Source organism: uncultured Jatrophihabitans sp. (genome assembly GCF_964244045.1).
Taxonomy (GTDB): domain Bacteria; phylum Actinomycetota; class Actinomycetes; order Mycobacteriales; family Jatrophihabitantaceae; genus Jatrophihabitans.
Genome location: NZ_CAXTHK010000041.1, coordinates 1 through 24666 on the forward strand (window position 1 = coordinate 1; position 24666 = coordinate 24666).

Genomic DNA, 24666 nt, shown 5'->3' on the forward strand with positions numbered 1-24666 from the left:
GCAACAACGCAGAGCTGTACGCGAACGATTTACACCACTCCCCGGGGCACGACCGGTCTCGACCTCGAACTTCGCATGCGCTGACATCTCTTTGCCGCGATTCCAGGGTCAGCGACCGGGCCAGGTGCTCGGGCAGGCTCGACATCGTGTTCGCGAGTGCGTCCCTCGTTGTGATCGCGCCGTAGCCGGCCAGCGCCGGCCCGTTCTTGGTTGTCTCCTTGTGTCGGTAGCCCGCTTCGCGGGGCAGGTGCACCAGCATCGTGAACTGGTCGTGCGCTCGACAACCGTGCCGATCGCCGACCTTTCTAGCCCGATCAGGAGATCGCCTTCCAATGCCCCGGGACGGCGCGGTCGTCGACCTCGGCAGGACGTTCGCTGATCAGCGTCTCGGGCGTGACGTGCGCCCAGGTCTTGCGTCGGGACCGATCCCGCGGCGCGTGGAGCGCGCGGCCGGTGCGTAGACACCATCTCGCGTTTCAGTGCGCCCCGGCCCTGGACAATAGAGCGACTGATAGATCGCCTCATGGCTTATGCGCATGGACTCATCATCGGGGAAGTCGAGTCTGATCCGGTTCGCGATCTGGTCCGGACTCCAGGCCCGCGACCACGCCCGATCCTTGCGGTGGGGCTTGTTGCGGCCCGTGAACCGCGGCGGTGTCGGCCCGGCGATCAGTATGCCGTCCGGCCGGTTGATCTCACCCGACAGGCGATCCTGGACATAGGCGTGCAGCCGCGGGTTGACGACCAGGTTCGCCGCCTTCGGGCGCCGCGCCGCCATGTCAGCCTTCCCCTGTGCGACCGACGTCCGGTAGCCGCTGCAGCCGTAGCGCACTGCCGCATTGCGGCGAAGCTCGCGAGAGACCGTCCCCGGGTCACGCCCGATCGTCCGGGCGATCTCACGCACGCCCTTGTCTTGAGCGCGCAGCAGCGCGATGTCCTCGCGTTCGGCGAAGGACAGATATCGGCCCGAAGGCCTCTGCTGCAGGTCCAATGGCGGCATACCGCCAGCGTTGTGGAACCACCGCGCTCCGACTGCCGGCGCCACGCCGATCACGCCAGCAGCTTCCTCGGCCAGCGGGCCCTTGGCGATCTCGACCCAGAACGCGACCTCGACATGACGCTGGAACTTCGGATGACCAGGCGACTTCAACTTCGGACGTACCGCACGATCGGCTGCTTGCTGTCGACGAACCACCGAACACCTCCACGATCACGAGATGTTGCGACGACCAGTTGAATCCGCCTTGATACCCGGCGTCAGAGTGGTGGATCATCCCGTCGGGCATCGGGCGGCCGGTGTGATCACGACGCCAGAGCGCCATCGACAGGCATGACTCGACGAACGCGACGTCCTTCGTTGCCGCGGTCGACCAGCCCACGATCGCCCTGGAGTAGAGGTCGATCGCGAACGCGACGTAGGCGAACCCGGACCAGGTGGCGACGTAGGTGAAGTCGGTGACCCACGCCCGGTTCGGGGCGGTGGTGCGGAAGTCGCGGTTTAGCAGGTCACCGGCCCGCACCCCGTCCTTGCCCGGGATCGTGGTGCGGATCTTGCGTCCCCGGGTCAGGCCCCGCATGCCTCTTGGCGCATCAGCCGGTCGACCGTGTGCTTCGAGACCCCGGCATGCCAGCTGCGTTGTATCTGCATCCTTCGCAAGATGCGAAGCGGCATCAAACCCGGGACAGTTCAAACTGACAATCGCAGGTGGTCGGGTCGAGACGGTGTCGATGCGATGGGCGTGAGACGCCGTTTGCGGCGGTCCGTCGTGCAAATGAGCGTCCGCGGCTGCGCTCGCGGAAGGCACCGAGGTCGATGGCCCGCCCGGGTGAGGGCTCATCGACCAACCGTAAGCGCGTCGGCGACAGCTACGACAACGCCCAAGCTGAATCTCTGATCGGCCAATACAGACCGAATGCGTCCAGTGCGAAGGACCCGGGCGCGGCTGCGACGACCTCGAACTCGCCACCCTGAGCTGGGTCAACTGGTTCAACCGAGACCCGCCTGCACAGCAGCATCGGACACGTCCCGCCGACTGAATACGAGACCGCCTACTACTGTGACAACGCCCGCCCTCACCGAGGACAACGCGGCACAACCCCGCCCTTACTGAACCCGGGGCGGTTCACACTTCTGCGAACGGCGTACACCGCAGAGCGAAGCCTGCCGCGCGGTCAACGTCATTTTGAATCGTCGCGATTAGCTGATCGACGTCCGTGAACCTAGCCATTCCTCGGATCAAGTAAGCGATTTCGACGTCGATTGTATGACCATAGATATCGGCGTCTAAGCCGAGAATATGCGCCTCGAGCCGGCGCTCGTGTGCACCGAAGGTGGGATTGGTGCCGATCGAGATGGCGCTGGGGCCGAGCACGGACATGCCTAGATCGACGTCGCGCACGAAGCCGGCGTACACGCCATCGCTTGGGAGCTGGCTTTCGTCATGGAGGTAGAGGTTCGCAGTGGGGAAACCCAGCGTGCGCCCGCGATGTTCTCCGTGCGCGACCGTCCCGCGGACGCGAACGGGGGAGGAAAGCCGGACGCCCAGATCGTCGATTGCTACGCTGCCAGCTGAGCTGAGCTGAGCTCTCTCTGCGATCATTGACTTCCCTTCCATAGAAACACCAGCAATGGCCAGCACACTGATCTGCATGATTGGGTGAATCGCGGTATCGGAACCACGCGCAGCTTTATCTTTGATGGCCACCACCTCCACCACCAAGCGGTCTGAGCGGGAACTTCGTTCGACGCCCGGCGACCCTGGTCTAATATAAGGCACATGCCTTATCCAGTCAACTGGGGGCCGAGAGAACCAAAGCGGCCGCAACCTCAGCCCGACGCCGGCCGGACGGTGTCGTCGCAGGCGGCGTCGTCACCGATGTGGGGGCGGCGTCGTATTCGTATTGCCTGGTGCTTGTACGGTGGTGTAGGGCGATTCCCGCAGGAACGACCACCTTTGCGCGGTCTCGGCTCTGGGCCCGCGCAAACTCAGCTACTACGTCGCGATAGCCTCGTGCGAGGCTGGCGGATTGAGACCGCTGCCACAACTTCGTGCCGGATGAACCGGCGTCGGGTCAGTTTTGACGATGGATCGTTTGATCGATCATCTGTCGAGGGCTTCAAACCGGGAGCTGCTCTGCCGAAAGGCCGATATCGTGAAGTGATGTGAATTTTGCTTTATGAGTGGCTCGCCGTCGTCGCGCTGACCGACTAAGACCGTTTCGCTCAGCACAGTCGGCGGCCACCTGCACCGTCGCGCTGTCGGATGACTTGGTATAGACGATAAAGATGTCGCCCATGGTCTCGCACTATTGGTAGCCTGTCGGACGACGCCGTATACCGACCGGAATGCCGTTCTGCACATAAGTCACCGCATACCCCGGTAGCGGCTTAACGAGGAGACGCAAATATGACCATCGTCGATGCGCAACTGCATCCGGTCGTCCCGGTGCACTCCGAAACAATTGCCGAGCTGGCGCAGCCGGCTGTCGTTTGCGAACTCACCAGAGAAGCAATGGATTGTGTCGGCGTTGATGTTGCCCTCTTGACCGGCGGAGTAGAGATCTGCACCAGCGCGGTCAACTACTACCCGCAGCGCTTCGTGGGCGTGGTCACCTACTTCGACGCAAGCGGTGACCGAGCCGCGCCCGACCGCGACATCGAGTCGCTCTTCGCGGCCTACCTGCAGACGCCCGGGATCGGCGCAGTGCGCACGGGCATCGTCGACTGGAGCGACGGCAGCTTGGCCCGCGGGTATCGCACGGGTGCCCTCGACCGTGTCTTCGCCACCGCAGAACGCCTCGGCGCGCCGCTCTTCCTGTTCGCGTCCGGCCAACCCGGCGCAGTCGCCCGCATCGCCAACGCCTATCCCCAGCTGCAGATCATCGTCGACCACCTCGGACTGCCGCAGACCCCGATGCCTGTTGCCGACGATCCATGGTCACTGCTGCCGACCACAAACTCGCTCGCTCGTTTTGACAACGTGGCGATAAAATTCTGCGGCGCCCCCACGCTGTCACGCGCGCCCTATCCGCACGCCGACATCTGGCCGCAGCTCGCGACTGTCCTGGAGGCTTTCGGGCCCGAGCGGATAATGTGGGGCAGCGACATGACACGTCTGCGCATGAAGCCGGGGACGAACGAGATCGGCGACCGGCGTACCTGGAGCAGCACCTACGCCGAAGCGCTGGGCTACGTCCGTGATACCGACCGGCTCTCGAACTCCGAAAAGCAGGCCATCCTGGGCGGCACGGCGCGGCGACTACTCGACATTCCCGCCCCGGCTCAGTAAGCCGATCAGGACGCTGCCGCGGTGCCGAATCTACGAACGGTGCCGACCTGCTTCGTGTAGGTGACCGTGCAACCGGCCACGTTCGGGGCGAACTGTCCCCAGCCCGCGCCGGCGACCGCGGCGGGATGCTCGTAGGCGGAGGGATGGTCGATCTCCCAGATCGCGAGCAATGCGGAAGGGGAGTTCACGTCCACGAACCGGCTGCAGGAACGAATACCCGGAGCCGCTGTCATGGCCGGGATGTGTACCTCGTCGTACCACTGGTGGAACGCGCCAAGAGTGTCCGCAGTTCCTTCGAAGTCGACTCGCACGACCTGGAACCACGTCTCATCTGCTTCAGTCATCGGTGTCAGTACCTCTCGTCAGCCGCCGTTGACGGCGAGTACCTGGCCCGTGACATACGAGGCGAGGTCGCTCGCGAAGAACTCGACCACCTTCGCGATGTCGTCGGGTTGGCCATAGCGGCGCAAACTGATGCGTTGGAGTTGCTCGGGCCGCACCGCCCCTCGATCGGGTGCCTGGGCGGCGACGCGAGGCGTGAGGATCAGCCCGGGCAGGACCGCGTTCACGCGGACGCCGAACGATCCGACCTCCTGCGCGAGAGAGGTCGTGTACGAACTGACGGCAGCCTTCGAGGCGAAGTAGTGCGAGAGCGCACCGTCGCGCGAGGACAGGTGCCCGAGGCCGGAGGTGATATTGACGATGGCGCCGGATCCTTGTTGCCTCATGACGCCGAGCACCGACTGGCTGAACGTCACCGTCGAGCGGTAGTTGGCACGAAAGACGGTATCGAGGTCCTCGTCCGGCGAAGTCGATGCGAAACTGCGATCGGCGGCGGTCACCACCCCGCCAGCGCAGTTGACCAGGATGTCGATCGCGCCGAACTTCGCCAGTGTCTGCTCGGCGACCGCCGCCGCGACCGAACGGTCCGCGGCATCGCCCTCTGCCACGATGGCTTGACTTCCGGCGGCCTCGACGAGGGCGACGACCGACGCCGTCGAGGCGTGCCCACCCCATTCGGCCGTCGATGCGAAGTTGCGGTCCACGAGCGACAAGACGGCACCGGCCTGCGCCAGCCGTGCTGCGATCGCGCTCCCGATCCCGCCGCCAGCGCCGGTGACTATGGCGACCTTGTCAGTCAGCAGGTTTGGCATGGGTCTCCTCGATGATCGCCCCAAAATTACTTGTTATTCGGCTAACTAGCAAGGTCCAGTGAGGTGGAGGCCCGTTTGGAGGAGGTTGCGTCACACGCGTCCTTGTTGCGATAGCGTTGAGTGACTTTACTGGTGATGCGACGGGCGCCGTGACGGATCGGCGATGCCGCCCGACAACGCGTAGCTCGCGCCGCGACGAACAGGAGGTGAGTCGCCGTGGCCGAACCGGACGTGGGGGTCACAACGGCTGCTGCGGACATCGCAGCAGCCGGCGATCCCGGACGTATGGGAGCACTGCGCAACGGGCTCGCCGTGTTCGACATGTTCGATGTGAATCGCCAGACCGTCACCGCCACGGAGATTGCCCGCTTCCTCGGCGTGCACAAGTCGACGGCTTCGCGGATCGCATCGAACCTGGTGCTTAGCGGGTATCTGGTGCCGGGGTTCAACGGCTCGGGATTTCGGCTCAGCGGGAAGTTTGCGCGACTGGGCTCGATCGCCACGCTCGATGCCAACCTCGCCACGGTGGCCACCGACTACGTCAACGCGCTGGTTGACGACGTTGGCGAGACCTGTCACTTGGGCGTGCTCGAGGGCGACGAGGCGGTCACTGTCGTACTGGTCAACGGCTCGTATGCCATGCGCATGCATTCCTTTGTTGGCAAGCGCAACGCCGCGCACACGACGGCGATGGGCAAGGCGTTGCTGGCGGGCTTGTCCGAGCAGACCCTCGACATGCTCTTCCCGAAAAAGAAGCTGTCGCAGCACACCACGCACACTGTCGGCACGCTGACCGACCTCAAGGATCAGTTGGCCATCATCCGCAAACACGGCTTCGCGCTCGACAACGAGGAGCTGGAACCGGGCTTGCGCTGTGTCGCTGCGCCGATCGCGGATCACGACGGGAACGTGGTCGCTGCGCTGACCATTGCCGGTGCATCGTCCCGGCTGACCATCGGCAAGATCGATTTCTACGTCGCGAAGGTGAAGGGCACGGCGGATGCCATCAGTGATGCGCTGGGCGCTCCCGCGGACTGGAGCTACAACACCGCCTGATCGCTCGGTCACGCCCACACCGTGCCGCGCATGATGCATCGCGCGTCGCGACGGACCGAGGTGCTCAGGACGTGGCCCGATCGGTCAGTCTCGGCCCGGGCTCGGACTTCGCCGGCAGGGCCGATCACGCGCGTCTCGGTGTCGCCCGACCCAGTGTCGGGGCCCGCCACCAGGGTGCCCGCAATCTGTCGAGCGGCAGCCAGGCACATCGCCGCCGTGACCGGCACGCTGCGGATCGGCTGACCCATCGAGATCGCCGTGATCCGCACATCGGCAGGGGCGGAGTCCTGATGGAGCAGGACGATGCGGGGAACCGCCGCTGAGGAATAACGAGCCTCTTCGGCGGATGCACTGAGTCCGAGCCGGACGCACGCGGCGGACCGGATGCGTTCAATGCGCTCGGCCGCCTCCGGCGAACTGACGTCCGTGTCGCCGAGCGCGTCCTTGAAGCGGACGAAGAGGTAGGGATGCGCGACGTCGACGATGGTGGTCTTGACGGTGGCGCCGTCGACTTCGAGCAGGTCAACCGGTTGCGCCGTCGGCAGGGTCTTGCCGAGCACGGCTCCGCCGGGCTCGAGGTAGGTCGTCGTCAGCCCGACCTCGTTACCTGGGCGTTGCAGCGATCGTGGGTCGTGCACCTCGATGTCGACCGGGCGTTGAGTCGCGAGGTTGCGTAGGCGATACCGGGTGCGCGCGTTATCGGAGAGTAGGCCGGCCATCGCCGCGTAAGGCACCACGGCGGCAGTCATGTTCCCGCAAGTGCCGCTCCAGTCGACCACGCTTGCGTCGGCGGCGACGTTGCCGACTATGTAGTCGAAATCGACATCCGTACCTTTGCCGACGAGTACAACCTTGCTCGTCGTCGGGGAGCCGCCGCCGAGCCCGTCGACGAGGACGCCGCCGATCAGCGAGCGGGCCAACTCGTCTCTCCGAGGCCCGGGCGTCGGGGCGGCCTCGATGGGAAGCACCGCTCCGCGGCTGGTCCCGCCGCGCATCAGAGCGACATCGAGCGTGTGGCGTGCGTTCACTCCGCCGACCACACCAGCTTCTGCGAGTTGTCCTCGAGGGGACGTAGTTGGCCGCCGCCGGTCGGCTGTACCGAGGCCATATCGGACAGGACGGTGATCACAGCCGGACCGTTCGTCTTCTTCGCCCAGGCGAAGGCGTCATTGAGTTCAGCCGCGTCGGCTACCGTGCGACCAGCGACGCCGCACCCCTCGGCGACCTTGGTGAAGTCCAGGCGGTAGTCGGGGTTCTCGCCCGATCCGTTGAAATCGGCGAACGCGATCCGCCCGGCCGAGGCCATCTGCGTGTTGTGCACGACGCCGTAGGCGGCGTCGTCGATCACGACCGTGACAATGGGCAGGTTGTACTCGGCGACCGTCGGCAGCGCGGCCAGGGACATTGACATGCCGCCGTCGCCGAGCCAAGCGATGGTCGGGCATTCCGGCCGCGCCAGCTGCGCGCCGATGGCGCCGGCCAGGCCGATGCCCATCGACGCGCCGCCCATGCTGCTGACGATGTAGTCGTCCTCGCGCGCCTCGAGCTGCTGGACCACCCACTTATGGTGCTTCCCGCAATCGTTGACCATGTTGATCGGGCCAGGGTAGGCCGCACGCAATGCCTGCACCACGGCACCCGTGCCCACGGCGCCCCTCGATCCGCCGTTCTGGGAATGCTTCGCCACCGTCGCCCACTGCCAACGCGCGTAATCCAGGTGCTGATGCCACTCACCGAGGTCGCCGACCTTGGCGTCACTCAACGCCGTGTGCAGGTCGTCCAGCGTCGAGCGCAGGTCGCCGATCAGGGCTTCGCGCACCGGGTAGGCATTGGCGACGCCGCTAGCTTCGGCGTCGGCCTGGATGATCGTCGTCGACGGGGTGAAGGTAGCCCCAGGGACCCACGAACTCGACGTGGTCTCGGCAAGGCGCGCGCCGAGCACCAGCAGCACATCGGCTGATCGGGTGGCCTCGTTTGCAGTCCCCGTCCCGACCCAGCCCGCGACCCCGACCGATAGCGGGTGGTCCTCGGGGAAGGCGCCCTTGCCGGACGCGGTCGTCGCGACCGGGATCCCGTAGGTCTCGGCCAGTAGCCGCAACCGGGCTCGCGCCCGTGCGAGGTTCACGCCGTTGCCGGCGAGAATGACCGGCCGTTTCGCCTCGGCGAGCAACCGCGCCGCGGCCTCAACGCTGTCGGCATCCGGTCGGGGACGGGTGGCGTGGAGGTAACCTTCGACGTTCGGCGGGCCGGGTACATCCACCTCCTGCGACCAGATCTCCTGGGACACGTTCAACGCCACCGGGCCGGGCCGGCCGGTCGTCGCCTCGCGAAGCGCGGACAGCGCGTTGGGGGCGAGATCGGCCGCCGAACGTGGTTGCCAAACACGTTTGACGGCCGGGCGGACGAGTTGGGTCAGGTCATCGTCGATCTGCCGGGACAGCTCCTGGTACCCACCACGGCCGATGCCGACGGACGCGGTGTTGCCGAGCACCCAGAACAGGCTTGAGTAGTCGGCGTACGCGTTCGCCGCAGCGGTGATGCCGTTGGCAGCGCCGGGGAACGCATGGGTGAAGGGCGCCATGAGGCGTCCGCTGACCCGAAAGTACGCGTCGGCAGCGAACATCGACGTCGCCTCGTGCCGGACGAGCAACTGAGTAAACGCTTTACGTGCGGGTTCTCGCTCCGCGCCGACCGAGAGAGCGAAGTCGATCACCGTATGACCGGGGATGCCGGACACGACAGAGATTCCCGCCTCGGCAAGTATGGAGGTCAAGATCTCGGCTCCAGTCATTTTCATCGGCGTTCTCTCTCTCGTTCGGTAGGTGGCGTGGGTTGCACGGCGTGCGGGTGCGGGCGGGCGGGATGGAAGGCGGCAAGGGAGGCGAGGGTGATCAGGCGTCGCCGAAGACGGTGAAGCCGCCGTCGAGGACCAGTTCAGTTCCGGTCGCGAAGCCGGCGTCGAGCAGGTATGCCACGGCGGCGGCGGCTTCCTGCGGCCGAGCGCCGCGAGCGAGAGGGATTTGGCGCATCCGTTTACGGAGCAGCTCGGGAGCCAACTCAGAGCGGACGCGTTCGGTCAACGTCGTCCCGAGGGCCAGCGTGTTGACGCGGATTCCCAGCGGAGCCAGTTCGACGGCCAAGGCTCTGGTCATGGCATGCACCGCACCCTTCGCCGTCGAGTACGCCGACGTGCCACCGACGCCGGTGAGGGCATGGCTCGTCCCCAAATTCACGACGCAACCGCCGGATTCCCGCCGGCGCAGTGAGTCCGCGAAGGCCTGCGTGAGGAAGTAGACGGACTCGACGTCGACCGCCATCAGACGCCGGAAGAGTTCCCGGGAGGTTTCCGCTAAAGGGGCGTATTCGACGATCCCCGCGTTATTGACCAGGACATCTGCGCCGCCGAACTCGGCGTCGGCCACGTCGATGAGCGCCCCGGCGCTGCCGGGGTCGGTTAGGTCGGCCACCCAGGCGGTCGCCTTGCGCCCCTCCGCCCTCAGCCGATCGGCCTGGGCCTCGACGCGTTCTGCGTCGAGGTCTGCGAGTAGCAGGGCGGCGCAGCGCGGAGCTAGCTCACGGGCGATTGCGTCCCCGAGACCCTTTGCGGCACCGGTCACGACCACGACGCGTTCGTGCAGCGGTCGCTCAACGGGGCGGGCGTCAGCCATCAGCGCGTTATCCCTCGTCGGTCGCCGGTCGGGTACCGGACGTGTGCCGGTGGCCAGCATGCTAGGGGCCACGACGCGCCTTGTGCAACATGGTTGCTTGTAAAGCGTCACCGGGCTACCGTCCGATCCTCGTTCTTGGGTGCAATCGCGCCCGACACATGAGGGGGGGCGCTCTCGAAGCGCACCATCAGCAACCCGGCCACACGCGGGACGCCAAACAAGAAGGGTCAATCATGCGGCTACGAGTCGACCAGGAGCTGTGTCTCGGAACGGGACAGTGCGTGCTTACGGCGCCCGAGGTGTTCGACCAGGACGAGGACGACGGCATCGTGGTGCTGCTGACCGACGAGGTCGAGCCGGCCCAGGAGGACGCGGTCGACCGGGCGGCGATGCTGTGCCCCGCGCGCGCCATCGTCATCGGACGCTAGTTGCGTGAGACGCATATCGGTTGCAGTGGATACGACGCGTGCGATAGCGTAGACCCGTTCGGGCGAGCACAGCCATGACGGCGCATCACGCCGCAGCGCCGTGGCGACGTCCGATCCCCTGTGGGAGGCCGCTCATGATGCAGCACGACAAATTCTTCTACGGCGGCGACTGGCACGATCCCGCCGGGACGGCCACGATCGGTGTCGTCTCCGCGAGCACCGAAGAGGTCATTGGGTCGGTTCCTGACGCGACCGACGCGGACATCGATGCCGCAGTTGCCGCGGCCCGACAAGCGTTCGACGATCCGCAGGGTTGGTCCCATTGGGCGCCCGACCGACGCGCCGACGCGATGGAACGGCTGGCCGCCGTCCTGGAAACGCACGCCGAGGACTTCGCGCAGCTCGTCAGCTCGCAGAACGGCATGCCGATCCGGCTCAGCCGCTCTGCCGAAGGTTCAGTCGGGCCGCACATGCTGCGCTTCTACGCAGACATGATCCGCGAGCACGGGGCCGAAGAGTTCCGCGGACGCTCGCTCGTGCGCACCGGACCGATCGGTGTGGTCGCGGCGATCACCCCGTGGAACTTCCCGCTCGGCACTACGTTCCTGAAACTTGCGCCTCTGCTGGCGGCCGGCTGTACCGCGGTGCTCAAGCCGTCGCCGGAGACCGTACTCGACGCCTTCCTGCTCGCCCAGTGCGTGGCTGACGCCGGACTGCCGTCCGGAGTCATCAACATCCTCCCGGGCGGCCGCGACATCGGCGCGTACCTCGTCGGCCATCCAGAAATCGATAAGGTCAGCTTCACCGGTTCCACCGCGGGCGGGCGGAGCGTGGGGCAGCGATGTGCGGAGCTGATCCGTCCGGTGACGCTCGAACTTGGCGGCAAGTCTGCAGCGATCGTGCTCGACGATGCAGACCTGATCTCCGCGCGCGAAGACTTCTTGTACTCGACGATGTGCAACAGCGGGCAGACCTGCTGGATCAGCACGCGCATCCTCGTTCCGCGAAGTCGCCTCGCCGAGTTCACCGACACGATCACGGACCTGGTCGCCTCACAACCGATCGGGAACGCCCTCGACGAAGCCACCGAGATCGGTCCCATGACCTCATCGGCACACCGCGATCGGGTCGAGGGTTACATCAGGGCCGGCCTCGCCGAGGGCGCACGCCTGACGGTCGGCGGCGGACGACCGAAGGGCGAGGACCGTGGCTGGTTCGTCGAGCCAACGATATTTGCCGATGTCGAGAACACCTCCGTAATCGCGCGTGAGGAGATCTTCGGACCGGTGCTGTGCGTCATCGCCTACGAGAACGTCGACAATGCGATCGCTATGGCCAACGACTCCCGCTACGGCCTGGGCGGCACGGTGTGGACCGCCGATCACGCACGTGGTGTCGACGTCGCCCGTCGCCTCCATACCGGGACGGTCGGCATCAATAGTTTTCAGGCTGATCTCGCCGCCCCGTTCGGCGGGGTGAAGGGCAGCGGCCTGGGCCGCGAGCTCGGCGTCGAGGGCTTGTCTAATTACCAGGCGTTGCAGTCCATTTACCCGCACCCGGGTCAGCCATGGCCGCCCGTCCACGTCGGTGCGGTGCAAATAGGCTGACTCTCCGGACCGCTTAGCCTAGTTGCGGACCGGGAACAGCCGCTCCGGCTTGTGCCGTTCCAGTAGCGAGATCGTCCACTGCTTCACGAACGGTTCCCAGGCGCCGAAGCCTTTGGCGGCCTGGTAGGCCGGTTCGTCAAATACGTGCGGTCCGTCAATCTCCCAGATTGCCAGGAACCGGTCGCTGGTTCCGCGTTCGTCGTAGCGGCGAACCGAACGCATGCCCGGTACGGCCAACAGTCCGGGCACGTGCACGTTGTCGTACCAGTCTTGCCACTCCTCGAGTCGGTCAGGGGCGCCGAACTGGCACGCGACGACGTGAAAGTAGGCGACGCCTTCGGTTGCATCCATTGCTTGTTCCTTCGTGTCCTTGGCAGGATCGAGCGGTCTTTTACTGAGCTGACGATTGCGTTTCGCTGTGCGCTGCGAGCCGACCGGCGTGGGTACCCGCGGTGCGGCCGAACACGGCGCCACTGATGACGCCGCCCCCCGTGGGGTAGTTGCCCCAAAACAGCCCACCCACCATCTCGCCGGCGGCGAATAGACCCGTTACCGGGTAGCCGTCCTCGTGCATCACCTGGGCGTCGCTGTTTATGCGCACACCACCGTAGGTGAAGGTGATGCCGCAGGTCACCGGAAACGCCGTGAACGGTGGCGTGATGATCGGTGTCGCCCAATTCGATTTCGGCGGGTGCAGCGAGCCGGTCGACTTCCCGTCCTTCACCCGAGGGTCGAACGGCGCATCGCCTGTCGCGGCGTTGAATTCGGCCACCGTTGACCTGAGCTGGTCGGGGTTGATCGCGGCTGCGTCGGCGAGCGCGGCGATGGTGTCCTTCTGGATCCGGGTGCCCTGCCGCAACGCGTACTCCGGACGCAGATGCGGCAGCGCGGCCGCGTCGAAGATTTGGTAAGCAACCTGACCCGGCTGCTGGAGGATCTCTTTGCCGTAAAAGGAATACGTTCTAGCCTCGAAATCGGCACCCTCGTCCAGGAAACGGCGACCCTCGCGATTGACCATGATGCCGAGGTGGTACGACCGCCGGGTGAAAGCATCGGTCAGATTCGGATCGCCGAACGCGGGCGAGTTGACATCCACCGGCGCGGAATGGCACCCGCTCCAGTTGCCGAACGCCTGACCTCCGATGTCGAGCGCCATGCGAATCCCGTCGCCGGTGTTGCTGCTCGCACCACGCACCCGGGCTAGATCCCAGTTGCTGCCGAGGTAGCGGGCCCGCAGCTCGGCACTGGCCTCGAATCCGCCCGACGCGAGGATCACCGCCTTGGCCCCGATGACGTACTCGGTGCGATCGTGGCGGACGCGCACACCGACGACGTCACCGACGTCATTCGTGACCAGCGACGTCGCCCGGGTCCGGTACAAGACCGGCAGACCGACCGCGTCGACGCGGCGGTACAGAGCGTCGATGAGACCGGCGCCCCCGCCGGAGACCTCGACGGCGGGCGCGTGGCCCAGCATCGGAACCCGTCCGTCGTCGTCCGCCGGGTGCAGGCCCAGGGCGGGAAGAAACCGGACGCCGACGCTCTTGAGCCAGCGGACGGTCGCGTTGCTCCGGGTCGTCAGCGCTTCGACGAGGTCAGGATCGGCGCGGTAATCGGTGACTTCGGCGACGTCCACGAAGAAGGCTTCCGGCGTGTATTGCCCGACCGCTAGGTTCTGCTCTTCGGCGGCACTGAGGTCGGCGACGGCGCGGAGGTCGTCGATTCCGTCGAAGGCGAACCGCATGAACCCTCCGGTGAAGATCCCGTTGCCACCACGGTCGGCTCGCGAGGTGCGTTCGACGACGAGAACGGACGCTCCCTGCTCCGCCGCGCTCAAGGCGCTGCATAAGGCCGCGTTGCCCGCCCCAACGACGACAACGTCGGCATACTCAGGAATCTGCACAACTCACCCGCTTCCGAACGAGCGCCGTGCGCTTGCCGTGGAACACGACAGTGTCGTCCTGGTTGACGCCCCAGTGCGCGAACTGCACGACACCGACGTCGTTGCGCTCAGGATGCGGCTGGACGCTGATGACCTCGCTGAACGCCGACACGGTGTCGCCTTGGTACACCGGCGCCGTGAATCGGAAATCGTCGTAACTGGTCTCGCACTCCGCGTTCTCGGTGGTGTCCTGCCCGGCGAGCCCGAGAACCGTCGACGCGGTGATCAGCCCGAACACTACGAAGCCGGGTCCGAGAACGCCGTCCCGGCCGGCTTGGTTGTTCCAGTGCACCTGCGCGGTGTTCATCACCCTCTTGGCCAGGAAGGCACCGGTTACCGCGTCGATGGTTGCTGCGCGCGCGTGGCGGATGCGCTGTCCCGGCCGGAAGTCCTCAAACCAGGTGTCCGCTGCCGTCGCCGAGGTCGGCTCTATGGCGCTCACGCGACAGCCACCAGGTTGGAACGGACAAAGCTGACGATGATGTCGCCATGGCGATCATGCCCGGTCGTCCGCCAGGTGACCACACCGGTGTCCGGTCGCGAGTCCGATACGCGGCATGCCAGCACGACCGACTCGGCGGTGAGGGTTTCGCCCGGGTAGACCGGGCGGGGAAACACACAGTTGCTCAAGCCCAGAAACGGTCCCGCTGTCTCACTCAAGTCTTCGACGGACAGTCCGATAACGACACACAGCACAAGCGAGGGGTGGATCGGGCAGTCCGGGTGACCGTTGGCGCGGGCGAACTCGTAGTTCAGGTAGAGCGGGTTCCAGTTGCAGGTCGCCGTGCAAAACATCGTGTTGTCCGACTCGTGCAGCGTGCGGCCCCAATGGTGGTTGAACGTCTGTCCGACCTGAAAGTCCGCATACGTGCGTCCTCGCTTGCGAAGCACGAACGACTCTGTGTCCAAGACCTGTCGATCATTCATCCGGCCACCCGTTCTCAACTCATCCCTTCGAGTTCGCGCAGCTTCCAAGACGCGACCAGGTCGCCGAGCTTGGATTGCTGAGCGCTACCGATCGGTCGGTGCGGGGAACGTGTGTGCAAGGCACCCGGCCGGCCCAGGGCACGCAGGATGCCCTTAACCACCGGGACGCGACCCAGCCCCTCGTCCCGGCAGAAGGCACTGATGCCGGCGATGACGCGAACGAGGTCGGCGTACGCGGCGCCGGCGGCAGCAAGGTCTCCAGCGTGCAAAGCGTCGTGCACGGTGCGGCAGGTGCGTGGTGCGACGTTCTGTACGTTGTCCAGTTCACCCCTAACGCCGAGCAGGAAGGCCATCGGCAGACGGACGAAGCCGGTGAGCACGGTGACGCGCGGGGCGAGCCGGGCGTAGAAGGTCGCGCTGTTCAGGAAGTCGGGACTATTCTTGAAAAAGCCCGCCACATTCTCGTGGCGGTCCACGAGCCTCTCGTGCACGGCCAGCGGGGGTTCGAAGCCGGTGAAGCTATTGTTCGACACGAGCACCGGCAGATTAATCTCGGGCAGCACCTCGTCATAGAAGCTGTCCAGCATATCCACCGTGGGCGTCTGAGCATGACCGAGTGTCGGTGGGTAGACTTGTACGGCGTCGACACCTCTAACCTGCGCCTGGCGTGCGAACTCGATGTTCTCCCGCGCGGTGGGGAACTCTCGATTGGCCGCAAGGACGGGGAATCGGCCGGCCGATTCCTCCACCACGATCTCGTACGTCCGTAGCAGTTCGGCGTCGGTCAGCAAGGTGCCCTCGCCAGTGGACACGCTCGCGGGTACTGTGCTCACGCCTTCGGCCGTCAGCCAGCGGACGTGTTCGCGCAGAGCCTCCTCGTCGAAGCGCCCGCGGTCGTCGAAGGGCGTCACGCTCATGGCAAAGCAGCCTGCCTGCAACCCGCTGAGAACCACGCGAACTCCCCTGACCACCGGCGGCGCCGGTTCCACATGAACCGTACTTGTTTTTTAGCTAACAAGAAAGATTGCAGCCGGTACGCACTCCGTGCCGACGGGATGTGGGGTGCCGACTGGTGTAGCTTGGCTCGGTCGCGCGGCATGGACCCGAAGGGGGAGCGCATATGACTCAGGGCGCGAGCGCGAACCGTCAGCAGCAGCGGTCCGAGACGTCCACGAGACGCCTGCTCGAAGCCGCTGGCGAGCTGATCTCTGAGGTCGGCTACACGCACATGACCTTGGCCGCCGTGGGTGAGCGTGCGGGGTACAGCCGTGGCATTGTCACCATCAAGTTCGGCTCGAAGGCGAACCTCTTGGCCATGGTTGTCGACCGCATCACGACGGGCTGGAGTCACAAGCGGTGGCTGCCGACGATCAGGGATCACAACGGGCTCGACGGTTTTCTCGCGCTGATCAGTGCCATTAACGAGGAATTCCAGCGCGACTCGAAAGGCGTGAATCTGCTGTACACGCTGATGTTCGAGGCGGTTGGGTCGAACGCCGAGCTCAAGGAGGTGTTCACCGAGTTCCACCGCTCGCAACGTGACGACCTGGCCGACATCGTGCACCGCGGCGTCAAGGACGGGTCGATCAGGTCCGACGTGGGCGTCGAGGACGAAGCAGCCGCGGTGGTGTCCGGACTGCGCGGCATCGGATACCAGTGGCTGCTGGATCCCGAGGGGTTCGACCCCGTTCCTGCACTCGAGCATCTGCACCGAGCGACCGAGGCGCGGCTGCGCCCGACTGGCCGAGGCTAAGCCAGACGAGTTTATTGCTTGCTGACAAGCTAGCGTGTACCGTCACCCTCAGCCGCGCACGCCAGACATCGGCGACCGGGCGCGTAAACACGGTTGGGGTGCCATGTCCGACGGCTGTCGAGGTCTGCGTCGCTCAGAGCTGTCGGTACCGGGCACCAATCCGAAAATGATCTCGAAGGCGGCCGCGAGCGAGGCCGACTTGGTATTCCTTGATCTTGAAGACTCCGTGGCCGCGAATGCCAAGGCCGGTGCACGGGCCAACGTTATCGACGGGCTAAACGAGTTGGACTGGCACGGCAAGATTCGCTCGTGCCGCGTGAACGCGGCGGGCTCACCTTGGTTCTACGACGACCTACACGAGTTAGTGACTGGTGCCGGCGCCAATCTAGACGTGATCATCCTGCCGAAAGCCAAGACCGCACGCGATGTTTGGTTCCTGGACGACAGCCTCAGCCACCTAGAACGCCGGGCAGGCCTAGAACCTGGCCGAGTGGGCATCGAGGTACTCATCGAGGAGACCGAGGCGCTGCTCAACATTGACTCCATCGCGGCCGCCTCGCCACGGCTCGAAGCGCTCATTCTCGGCGTCGGGGATCTCGCCGCTAGCCAGCGCGTCCCGGGCGGCCACATCGGCGCGGGACCGTCGGACGACGGCAGCGGTCCGCCGAACGACATCTGGGACTATGCGCGGCAGCGCGTGGTGGTCGCGTCTCGGGCCCACGGTCTTGAGCCCATCGACGGGCCGTACGCGAACTTCCGCGACCTGGCGGGTTACACCCGCACCGCTGCGTCGTTCGCCGCGATCGGCGGTGGCGGCAAGTGGTGTATCCACCCGTCGCAGATCGCGTGTGCGAACACGGCCTTCTCACCGACGCCAGAAGAGATCGCCGCGGCAGAACACATTGTGTCCGTTGTCCGGGCCGCGGAAGCCGAGGGCCTCGGCGCGGTTGCCGTCGACGGTGTCATGGTCGATGCCGCGTCGGCCCGGATCTTCCAGCAGACCCTGGACCGTGCACAACAGTGCCGCGAGGCATCGGACCGGCAGCTCGACTCGCTGGTCTCCTGACAAGTTCAACCCGCGCAAGAACCATGAACGCACCGACAACCGAGGAGACACACTCATGAAGTTCGGGTACGCCGCTACCTTCCAAAACCCGTCCTCACTGCGTCCGGACCGCGACGTCTGGCGCGACGAGCTCCACCTGACCGACTTCGTGATTGACCACGGTTTCGACTCCGTCTGGGCGACGGAGCACCACTTCACTGACTACGAAATGAGCCCCAACCCGCTGCAGTACTTGTCCTGGGTCTGCGGCCGCTCCTCCGAGATCGAGATCGGCACCATGGTGCTCGTCATCCCGTGGCACGACCCGTTGCGGATCGCGGAGGAGGTGTCCGTGCTCGACCACATGTCCAACGGTCGCTTCACCCTCGGCATCGGCCGTGGCGTGTGCGACTTTGAGTACGAGGGCATGCGCATCCCGATGGACGAGTCGCGGGAGCGATTCGATGAGATCGCCGACATCGTGCTCGAGGCGCTCGAAACGGGCCGCATCGAGGATAAGCCGCGCAAGTTCTACCACATGCCTGCCCGCGACATCCGGCCCTTCCCGCTGAAGTCGTTCAAGGGCCGCCTGGTCGCGGCGGCCGGTTCCGTTCCGTCGCTGCCGATCATGGCTCGACTCGGCGCCGCCATCCTCCTGGTCCCCAGCAAGTCGTGGGACCAGAACGAGGAGGAGCAGGGCGTGTACGCCACCGAGTGGGAGAAGTTCCACCCGTCGGTGCCGCGGCCCCGCCCCCTGCTCGACCAGTTCGTCTACGTGCACGAGGACGCCGACCAGGCCCGTGAAGCCGCCCATAAGTACCTCAGCAAGTACTACCGCGAGGTCCTCAAGCACTACAAGTTCGGTGCCTCGGGTCTGGAGAAGGTCAAGGGTTACGAGGCCTATCAGCAGTGGGAATCGAAGATCGCCGCCGACCCCGACCAGCACGTGGTTGACTTCGTCGAGCGGAACGCCTGGGGCACGCCCGACCAGGTGATCGAGAAGCTCACCTACGCCCAGAAGCGCACGAACTGCCACACGATCCTGGCTCACGGGTTCTTCGGCGGGATGTCGCCCGAGGAGGCCGAGAGCAGCCTCGGGCTCTACGCCAAGCACGTCATCCCCGCGCTCAAGGAACTGTGACCCAGGCCGGTAGGCGGGATACATGCCCAGTCAAGGATTTCTCGATCTGCTCGCCTATCTCGGACAGCGCGGTCGCTCGACCGACAGCAATCCCACGATGGCTGAACTGCGCGCCAAGGTCGTCGAGCTCAACGAGCGCTTCTACGATCCGCCCGCGCACACCTTCGACGAGGTAGACGCGGGTGGGGTGGCGGCAGCCTGGGTCCGCAGCCCGGACGCCGATCCGGGGCGGGTGGTCGTGCACTTCCATGGCGGCGGGTACGGCACTGGGTCCGTCTACACGCACCGCGACCTGTGTGCGCGGATCTCGCAGGCAGCGCGAGCCAGTGTGTTGTCAGTGGACTACCGCCTGGCGCCGGAGCACCCCTTCCCGGCCGCGCTCGACGACGGGCTTGGCGCGTATCGGTGGTTGCTGGGCAGCGAAGGCGTGTCCGCAGGGTCTATCGCGCTCAGTGGGGACTCGGCCGGCGCCGGACTCGCGCTCGGCCTGGGCCTCGCCTGCCGTGACCTCGGCTATCCGAGTCCGGCGTGCATCGCGGCGATCTCCCCGCTTGGTGATCTCACGCATTCCGGGGCCTCAGTGGCCGAGCGGGCCGATCGCGACCCGCTCGTGTCGCCTACCGGCAGCCACAACTACGCGATGCGCTACGTCCGTAGCTGGCACGATCTGCGCAACCCGTACGCGTCCCCGGTGTTCGCCGACTTCACCGACATGCCCGCGGTGCTGCTGCTGGTGGGGACGGAGGAGGCGCTCTACGACGACCCGATCCGCATCGAGGCGAACATCCGCCGGTGCGGGGGTGAGGTCGAGCTATACGTCGGTCAGGACATGGTGCACGACTGGCCCCTGTTCGCCAGCCGCGTGCCAGAGGGGCAGGACGCGATCGCGCACCTAGGCACCTTCGTAGGCAAGTTCACGGCGAGCGCCTGACAACGCGGCCGAAGTTACGATGCGTACGCCAGTCGCGCCGCTACTCTTCGGTCCTTGCCGACCCCGCAAGCTCGAGCAGGCCGTCGAGGTACCTCCGCACGTCGGTCGCCTGCAGGTCGGCGGGCAGGTTGTGCAGCGCGAGCATGATAGACAGGTGACCCGCACCGTCCAGCACGGGTGCGCACAACGTCCGGACCGCACCCGCAGGTAAGGACTCGAGGGTTTGCACGTCGCCATGCTTGCTGCGATTGCGGATCAGGTCCGTGAGATCGCGCTCAATCGCCGGCGTATAGCCGTAGCGCACGAGATTCTCCAACGTCCGGTCGTCCGCCGGGTGGTCGGTCCGCACCGTAAAGGCCCACCCAGTCGCTCGGATCTGTTCCATGTTTGCCCGGATGCTCTCGACGTCGTACCCCGCGCGCGCGTCGGCCGCGAGGCGTTGCAGCCACCCAGCTCGCATGTCGTCGGGCGCCCACGCCAGGAACGGCTCGGCCCACGGCGGAACGAGCGGGGTACGAAACCCGACCTGCGGGTAGGTGACGCCACCCCGAGGGGAGTAGGCCGCGGCAACCACGACGATATGGCGCTCGACGATCGCGTGCGCGATGCAGTCAGCGCCGAGCTCAACGGCCAGATCGGTCATGCCGTCGCGCACCCGCTCGAGCGGGCGCAGGGCATCCAGGAACTCGCCGTGGGACTCGATGGCCAGCGAGCCCGGTGCGAACGCGCCGAACCCGCCTTGGAAGAACAGCAGCGGGATCGTCGGGGTGCCCACGCCGAGTTCGCGGACCCGTCCGATGACGAGATAGTGATCGCCAGCCGCACCGACGGATTCGATGTCGCAGTCGACCCACGCCACTGCTTCGTCGATGGCGGGTGCGCCTGAACCGGCGGGCTGCCACGCAACGTCAGCGAACTTTTGGCCGCCCTTCGCGGCGAGCACCCGGCACAGGCTCTCTTGTCGCGCAGAGAGGATGTTGGCACAGAACACGCCCGCCGCACGGATACGCGGGAACGACGTGGAACCTTGGTCGACGAAGAACGCAACGAGCGGAGGGTCGAGTGACACCGACGTGAAAGTTCCGACGATCATGCCGGCCGGCTCGCCGTCGTCGTCGACACCGGTGATGGCGACCACGCCGGATGGCAGGTGCCCGAGCACGTCGCGGAAGCGCCGCTGGTCTAAGCCCATCGACCCGGCCGTCACCGACGTCGGTGAATCGGGACGGACCACGTCAGACCCCTCTCCGGTCAAACGGCGCTGCCGTCAGGGTGCCGCTGGAACGCAGCTCGTCGATGTGAAGGTCGTCAAACCCAACCTCGCGCAGGACGTCGCGCGCGTCCTCGCCCAGAAGTGGCGCGCGCCGAAACGTGTCAACCGGGTCGCCGGTCAGTTTGATGGGACTGCCGACGACGGCGTAGCCGCCCGAGCTGCCGGGCTGGTCCAGCGTGACCAACATGTCCCGGGCAGCGAAGTGCGGATCCCGGCTCAGTGACTCGGCGTCGTTCACCGCACCGCACGGCACCACGCCACCCATGACCTCGACAATCTCCGCGCGTGATCGCTCTCGCGTCCACGACGTGATGATCTCCTCGACCTCGTTGCGATGTGCCACCCGGGCCGGGTTCGTGGCGTAGCGCGCGTCGGCCGCGAGCTCCGGGCGGTCGATCCGCGCACACAGCTCGGCCCAGAAGTGGTCGCGGTGGGCAGCGATCGCTACCCACCCGTCCCGCGCGGGGAACACGTCGAACGGACACAGCATGGGATGACCGTTGCCCTCGGGCGCCGCGATGACACCGCCGTAGGAATACTGATACACGACGCGTTCGCACAGCGCGAGTACGGCGTCGGACATGGCGACGTCGACGAACTGACCCCTACCCGTGCGCTCGGCCGAACGGAGCGCGGCGAGGATCCCCACCGCCGCGAGCACCGCGGGGAACATGTCGCCGATGCCCGGGCCGGCTTTCGTCGGCTGCCCCGGTGGACCGTTGATGCCCACCAGCCCACCAATCGCCTGCGCCACGACATCGAAGGCCGGCCACTGCCGATACGGGCTCCGGCCGGTGCGTTCGTCGCCGAAGCCGCGAATCGCTGCGTAGACCAGCCGGGGGTTGCGTTCGGCGAGCAGCTCGTACCCGATCCCCAGCCGGTCCATCACGCCGCTGCGGTAGTTCTCGACCACAACGTCCGCCGTGTCGGTGATTGCCAGCAGTGCCTCGCGGCCTTCCGGGCGTTTCAGGTCCAACGCTACGCTGCGCTTGTTGCGATTGACGCTCTGGAAGTAACCACCGAACCAGCGCTGGTCGTCGTCAACGGCGAAGGGCCCGAGCTCGCGCACCATGTCCCCGTTCGGCGGCTCGACTTTGATCACGTCGGCGCCGAGGTCAGCCAGGATCATGGTGCAGTACGGGCCGGCGAGCATCTGCGTAAGGTCAACGACCTTCACACCTGCAAGTACGCCCGTCCGCGGGCTGCGATCGTCGCCCGTTCCGACCCTTCCGGTCGCGGTCGCGGTCACGGGTTGGCGGTGACGGCCGGACGCACGTCGGTCCCGAGATTGCCGTCGGAGGGAAGCGTGTGGCCGAGCCGATCACGCTTCGTTCGCAGGTAGCGCACGTTGTGCTCCGAGACGGTGGGCGCAACGGCGATTCGCTCGACGATTTCGATCCCAAACCCCTCTAGGCTGTCGTACTTGGCCGGATTGTTGGTCATCAACCGGACACGGGTCACCCCGAGGTCGGTCAGGATCTGGGCGCCGACCCCGTAGCTGCGCGAATCGACGGGCAAGCCAAGGGCGAGGTTGGCGTCGATGGTGTCGAGCCCAGTCTCCTGCAGCGCGTAGGCGCGGATCTTGTGCGCCAGTCCGATGCCCCGTCCTTCGTGGCCGCGCAGGTACACCAGCGCGCCGCAACCCTGCCCGGCGATGGCCTCGAGGGCACGAGCGAGTTGGTCGCCGCAGTCACACTTGAGCGAGCCAAACGTGTCACCGGACAGGCATTCGCTGTGCACGCGCACGAGGACACCATCGCCAGAGGCGTTGGCCGCGGCGACGTCGCCCATTGTCAGGACGAAGTTCTCAACGCCGTTGAAGGTGTTGGTGTAGACGGTGGCGACAAAGTCGCCGAAGCGGGTGGGCAGCCGCGACGATGAGGCGACCTCGACCAGACGCTCGGTTGCGTACCGGTGGCGCACAACGTCGGCGATCGAGATGACTGGCAGGTCGTGGGTCGCTGCGAACTGTTCGAGACGCTGGCCGCGCGTCATCGTGCCGTCGTCGGACACGACCTCGGCGATGACCGCGACGCCGCTCAGCCCGGCGAGCCGCACGAGGTCGACGGCGGCCTCGGTATGCCCTGGCCGGGTGAGGACGCCGCCGGATCGTGCGCGCAGCGGGAAGACGTGGCCGGGCCGGCGCAGGTCGTCGGGGCTTGCGTCACTGCGGGCCAGCGTGCGCACGGTCTGCACCCGCTCCGCCGCGCTGACCCCGGTGCCGTTACCGACAGCATCGACCGTGACGGTGAACGCCGTGCCCAATGGGTCCGAGCTGTGGCTCACCATCTGCGGCAGGTTCAGGTCATCGCATCGCTCGGCGCTCATTGGGGCGCAGACGATTCCCGTGCTGTGGCGGACTATGAAGGCCATCTGTTCGGTCGTGACGAGCTCGGCGGCGACCACGAGGTCGGCCTCGTTCTCCCGGTCCTTGGCGTCGGTGACAAGCAGCATGCCGCCGGCCCGTAGGTGGGCCACGGCAGCGGTGATCGTGTGCGCCGCGGGGCGGCACTCCGGGACGGGCGGATGACTCATCGCACCTCGATGTCTTCGCGCCGCCTTCGCTCGTGCGAGCGATACCGGCCTGAGGACTCAACATAAGGCAGGTGCCTTACAAACGTCAACCGTCGTAGTTTGGTGATGCAAAGATGCCGTGCACAGCATCGACTAAGTTCCGGACGAATTCGTGGCGTTCTGGGGACGTGTCTACCTCGGATCGCTCGCTCGCGTGGCGGACCGCGAGGGCGGTGTACGTCATGTCGATGGCGAGCGCGTACCGGACGTCGAAGCCCGACCCGGACAATCCGCTTGCGTGCCGCAGCATTGCGCCAATTCGGCGATAGCTCTCGGTGACTACGGGGTCGACGTAGTTGTCCCGGTTGCGGAACGGCTGATCGAGATGCCAGCGGACCAGTAGGCCGGCGAAGTGGTTGTCGGCATCGTCGAGGGTCTCGGCGAGCGGGCACACCACGGCTGCGGCGAGTTCGCGCAGGTCACTTTGCAGCCCCGCCGCCTCGATGTCGTCCAACCGTGCGGTCCGGCGGTGATTGATCGCCTCCAGTCGGAAGTTCAACACCGCGGTCACCAGCCCGTCCTTGCCACCGAAGTGGTACTGGGCCGCGCTCTTGTTGCGTTGGCCGGCCTCCTCGAGGATCTCCCGCATGGAGACGGCCTCGATGCCGCGCCGGGCGAACAGTCGTTCTGCGACGAGGAGGATCCGCTCTCGGGTCGCCCGGCCCCCGGCGTTGCCCTCGGACGGCGAGTTCAACGAAACCTGGGTCGATGTTTTCGCCGGCACAACGCCTCCAAAATGGTTCAGGTTGATCGGTAATAGTCCTACCCTTCCTCGCGGGGCTGCGTCGGTGAAGACGCGGGAAACGTCCGCCTGGCGGCCCGGGCCGGGAGAGTCCCGCCGAGTGGTGTAAGTCGGGTTCCTGATCGTGGTGACCGGT

Annotated in this window: 24 protein-coding genes and 1 pseudogene; 8 read left to right on the top strand and 17 right to left on the bottom strand. The window is 66.1% G+C overall.

Features of this window, described 5'->3' with window-relative positions:
- From ACFFC4_RS19915 to ACFFC4_RS19925, 3 genes and pseudogenes are all read right to left on the bottom strand, one after another.
- Positions 1–1000 (bottom strand): annotated as a pseudogene (locus tag ACFFC4_RS19915) (IS30 family transposase); the annotation flags it as partial.
- A complete protein-coding gene (locus ACFFC4_RS19920; RefSeq protein WP_375504172.1) occupies positions 897–1838 on the bottom strand; it encodes a DDE-type integrase/transposase/recombinase in 942 nt (313 codons plus the stop codon). The pseudogene ACFFC4_RS19915 and the gene ACFFC4_RS19920, both read right to left, overlap by 104 nt.
- A gap of 285 nt (positions 1839–2123) precedes the next feature.
- A complete protein-coding gene (locus ACFFC4_RS19925) occupies positions 2124–2705 on the bottom strand; it encodes a riboflavin kinase (RefSeq protein WP_375504126.1) in 582 nt (193 codons plus the stop codon).
- Between the two features lie 702 nt (positions 2706–3407).
- Here ACFFC4_RS19925 and ACFFC4_RS19930 point away from each other — a divergent pair.
- A complete protein-coding gene (locus tag ACFFC4_RS19930; RefSeq protein WP_375504128.1) occupies positions 3408–4289 on the top strand; it encodes an amidohydrolase family protein in 882 nt (293 codons plus the stop codon).
- Positions 4290–4294: 5 nt separating this feature from the next.
- Here ACFFC4_RS19930 and ACFFC4_RS19935 read toward each other — a convergent pair whose 3' ends face one another.
- Both ACFFC4_RS19935 and ACFFC4_RS19940 read right to left on the bottom strand, forming a co-directional pair.
- Positions 4295–4633: a hypothetical protein gene (locus ACFFC4_RS19935; protein WP_375504130.1), complete on the bottom strand. Its 339-nt coding sequence runs from the start codon at positions 4631–4633 to the stop codon at positions 4295–4297.
- A gap of 18 nt (positions 4634–4651) precedes the next feature.
- Positions 4652–5443: an SDR family NAD(P)-dependent oxidoreductase gene (locus ACFFC4_RS19940; protein ID WP_375504132.1), complete on the bottom strand. Its 792-nt coding sequence runs from the start codon at positions 5441–5443 to the stop codon at positions 4652–4654.
- Positions 5444–5659: 216 nt separating this feature from the next.
- Between ACFFC4_RS19940 and ACFFC4_RS19945 the strand changes: the two genes are divergently transcribed.
- The gene (locus tag ACFFC4_RS19945) at positions 5660–6499 is read left to right on the top strand and encodes an IclR family transcriptional regulator (protein ID WP_375504134.1); all 840 of its coding nucleotides are present in this window, start codon (positions 5660–5662) and stop codon (positions 6497–6499) included.
- Between the two features lie 8 nt (positions 6500–6507).
- On the opposite strand, the gene ACFFC4_RS19950 is transcribed toward ACFFC4_RS19945, so the two are convergent.
- The 3 genes from ACFFC4_RS19950 to ACFFC4_RS19960 all read right to left on the bottom strand — a co-directional run bounded on the left by ACFFC4_RS19950 (position 6508) and on the right by ACFFC4_RS19960 (position 10167).
- Positions 6508–7527, bottom strand: coding sequence for a PrpF domain-containing protein (locus tag ACFFC4_RS19950; protein ID WP_375504136.1), 1020 nt, complete (start codon positions 7525–7527; stop codon positions 6508–6510).
- Positions 7524–9296: a thiamine pyrophosphate-binding protein gene (locus tag ACFFC4_RS19955; RefSeq protein WP_375504138.1), complete on the bottom strand. Its 1773-nt coding sequence runs from the start codon at positions 9294–9296 to the stop codon at positions 7524–7526. Before ACFFC4_RS19955 ends, ACFFC4_RS19950 begins: the two co-directional genes overlap by 4 nt.
- Positions 9297–9390: 94 nt before the next feature.
- The gene (locus ACFFC4_RS19960; RefSeq protein WP_375504140.1) at positions 9391–10167 is read right to left on the bottom strand and encodes an SDR family NAD(P)-dependent oxidoreductase; all 777 of its coding nucleotides are present in this window, start codon (positions 10165–10167) and stop codon (positions 9391–9393) included.
- Between the two features lie 233 nt (positions 10168–10400).
- On the opposite strand from ACFFC4_RS19960, the gene ACFFC4_RS19965 reads away from it, so the two are divergent.
- Positions 10401–10595 (top strand): ferredoxin, encoded by a 195-nt coding sequence (locus tag ACFFC4_RS19965; protein ID WP_375504142.1) that lies wholly within the window; start codon positions 10401–10403, stop codon positions 10593–10595.
- A gap of 134 nt (positions 10596–10729) precedes the next feature.
- Positions 10730–12202 (top strand): aldehyde dehydrogenase, encoded by a 1473-nt coding sequence (locus ACFFC4_RS19970; protein ID WP_375504144.1) that lies wholly within the window; start codon positions 10730–10732, stop codon positions 12200–12202.
- A gap of 18 nt (positions 12203–12220) precedes the next feature.
- Here the strand turns inward: ACFFC4_RS19970 and ACFFC4_RS19975 are convergent, their stop codons facing one another.
- Genes ACFFC4_RS19975 through ACFFC4_RS19995 form a run of 5 tightly spaced genes read right to left on the bottom strand, consistent with a single transcriptional unit; the run spans position 12221 to position 15988 of the window.
- On the bottom strand, positions 12221–12553 hold the full coding sequence (locus tag ACFFC4_RS19975; RefSeq protein WP_375504146.1) for a hypothetical protein: 333 nt from the start codon (positions 12551–12553) through the stop codon (positions 12221–12223).
- Positions 12554–12593: 40 nt separating this feature from the next.
- Positions 12594–14105, bottom strand: coding sequence for an FAD-dependent tricarballylate dehydrogenase TcuA (tcuA, locus tag ACFFC4_RS19980; protein WP_375504148.1), 1512 nt, complete (start codon positions 14103–14105; stop codon positions 12594–12596).
- Complete coding sequence (locus ACFFC4_RS19985) at positions 14092–14586, bottom strand: MaoC family dehydratase (protein ID WP_375504150.1); 495 nt, start codon at positions 14584–14586, stop codon at positions 14092–14094. The genes tcuA and ACFFC4_RS19985 overlap by 14 nt, the downstream gene beginning before the upstream one ends.
- Positions 14583–15119, bottom strand: coding sequence for a MaoC family dehydratase (locus ACFFC4_RS19990; protein WP_375504152.1), 537 nt, complete (start codon positions 15117–15119; stop codon positions 14583–14585). The genes ACFFC4_RS19985 and ACFFC4_RS19990 overlap by 4 nt, the downstream gene beginning before the upstream one ends.
- Entirely contained in the window at positions 15086–15988 is a 903-nt protein-coding gene (locus ACFFC4_RS19995) for a dihydrodipicolinate synthase family protein (RefSeq protein ID WP_375504154.1), read from the bottom strand. The genes ACFFC4_RS19990 and ACFFC4_RS19995 overlap by 34 nt, the downstream gene beginning before the upstream one ends.
- 203 nt (positions 15989–16191) lie before the next feature.
- On the opposite strand from ACFFC4_RS19995, the gene ACFFC4_RS20000 reads away from it, so the two are divergent.
- The 4 genes from ACFFC4_RS20000 (at position 16192) to ACFFC4_RS20015 (ending at position 19941) form a co-directional block, all read left to right on the top strand.
- Positions 16192–16824: a TetR/AcrR family transcriptional regulator gene (locus tag ACFFC4_RS20000; RefSeq protein ID WP_375504156.1), complete on the top strand. Its 633-nt coding sequence runs from the start codon at positions 16192–16194 to the stop codon at positions 16822–16824.
- Positions 16825–16927: 103 nt separating this feature from the next.
- Entirely contained in the window at positions 16928–17890 is a 963-nt protein-coding gene (locus ACFFC4_RS20005; protein WP_375504158.1) for an HpcH/HpaI aldolase/citrate lyase family protein, read from the top strand.
- 55 nt (positions 17891–17945) lie between these two features.
- A complete protein-coding gene (locus tag ACFFC4_RS20010) occupies positions 17946–19010 on the top strand; it encodes an LLM class flavin-dependent oxidoreductase (RefSeq protein ID WP_375504160.1) in 1065 nt (354 codons plus the stop codon).
- Between the two features lie 22 nt (positions 19011–19032).
- Entirely contained in the window at positions 19033–19941 is a 909-nt protein-coding gene (locus tag ACFFC4_RS20015; protein ID WP_375504162.1) for an alpha/beta hydrolase, read from the top strand.
- Positions 19942–19981: 40 nt separating this feature from the next.
- Here ACFFC4_RS20015 and ACFFC4_RS20020 read toward each other — a convergent pair whose 3' ends face one another.
- From ACFFC4_RS20020 to ACFFC4_RS20035, 4 genes are all read right to left on the bottom strand, one after another.
- Positions 19982–21175 (bottom strand): flavin reductase, encoded by a 1194-nt coding sequence (locus tag ACFFC4_RS20020; protein WP_375504164.1) that lies wholly within the window; start codon positions 21173–21175, stop codon positions 19982–19984.
- A gap of 1 nt (position 21176) precedes the next feature.
- Entirely contained in the window at positions 21177–22391 is a 1215-nt protein-coding gene (locus tag ACFFC4_RS20025) for a CaiB/BaiF CoA transferase family protein (protein WP_375504166.1), read from the bottom strand.
- Between the two features lie 68 nt (positions 22392–22459).
- Positions 22460–23749 (bottom strand): bifunctional 3,4-dihydroxy-2-butanone-4-phosphate synthase/GTP cyclohydrolase II, encoded by a 1290-nt coding sequence (locus ACFFC4_RS20030; RefSeq protein WP_375504168.1) that lies wholly within the window; start codon positions 23747–23749, stop codon positions 22460–22462.
- Between the two features lie 85 nt (positions 23750–23834).
- On the bottom strand, positions 23835–24482 hold the full coding sequence (locus ACFFC4_RS20035; protein WP_375504170.1) for a TetR/AcrR family transcriptional regulator: 648 nt from the start codon (positions 24480–24482) through the stop codon (positions 23835–23837).
- Between the last annotated feature and the right edge of the window lie 184 nt (positions 24483–24666).

Coding starts and splice junctions, on each gene's coding strand:
- ACFFC4_RS19920 (WP_375504172.1), bottom strand. CDS start 1,838: ATGAGCCCTCACCCGGGCGGGCCATCGACCTCGGTGCCTTCCGCGAGC.
- ACFFC4_RS19930 (WP_375504128.1), top strand. CDS start 3,408: ATGACCATCGTCGATGCGCAACTGCATCCGGTCGTCCCGGTGCACTCC.
- ACFFC4_RS19935 (WP_375504130.1), bottom strand. CDS start 4,633: ATGACTGAAGCAGATGAGACGTGGTTCCAGGTCGTGCGAGTCGACTTC.
- ACFFC4_RS19940 (WP_375504132.1), bottom strand. CDS start 5,443: ATGCCAAACCTGCTGACTGACAAGGTCGCCATAGTCACCGGCGCTGGC.
- ACFFC4_RS19955 (WP_375504138.1), bottom strand. CDS start 9,296: ATGAAAATGACTGGAGCCGAGATCTTGACCTCCATACTTGCCGAGGCG.
- ACFFC4_RS19960 (WP_375504140.1), bottom strand. CDS start 10,167: ATGGCTGACGCCCGCCCCGTTGAGCGACCGCTGCACGAACGCGTCGTG.
- ACFFC4_RS19965 (WP_375504142.1), top strand. CDS start 10,401: ATGCGGCTACGAGTCGACCAGGAGCTGTGTCTCGGAACGGGACAGTGC.
- ACFFC4_RS19970 (WP_375504144.1), top strand. CDS start 10,730: ATGATGCAGCACGACAAATTCTTCTACGGCGGCGACTGGCACGATCCC.
- ACFFC4_RS19975 (WP_375504146.1), bottom strand. CDS start 12,553: ATGGATGCAACCGAAGGCGTCGCCTACTTTCACGTCGTCGCGTGCCAG.
- ACFFC4_RS19995 (WP_375504154.1), bottom strand. CDS start 15,988: ATGAGCGTGACGCCCTTCGACGACCGCGGGCGCTTCGACGAGGAGGCT.
- ACFFC4_RS20000 (WP_375504156.1), top strand. CDS start 16,192: ATGACTCAGGGCGCGAGCGCGAACCGTCAGCAGCAGCGGTCCGAGACG.
- ACFFC4_RS20005 (WP_375504158.1), top strand. CDS start 16,928: ATGTCCGACGGCTGTCGAGGTCTGCGTCGCTCAGAGCTGTCGGTACCG.
- ACFFC4_RS20010 (WP_375504160.1), top strand. CDS start 17,946: ATGAAGTTCGGGTACGCCGCTACCTTCCAAAACCCGTCCTCACTGCGT.
- ACFFC4_RS20015 (WP_375504162.1), top strand. CDS start 19,033: ATGCCCAGTCAAGGATTTCTCGATCTGCTCGCCTATCTCGGACAGCGC.
- ACFFC4_RS20030 (WP_375504168.1), bottom strand. CDS start 23,749: ATGAGTCATCCGCCCGTCCCGGAGTGCCGCCCCGCGGCGCACACGATC.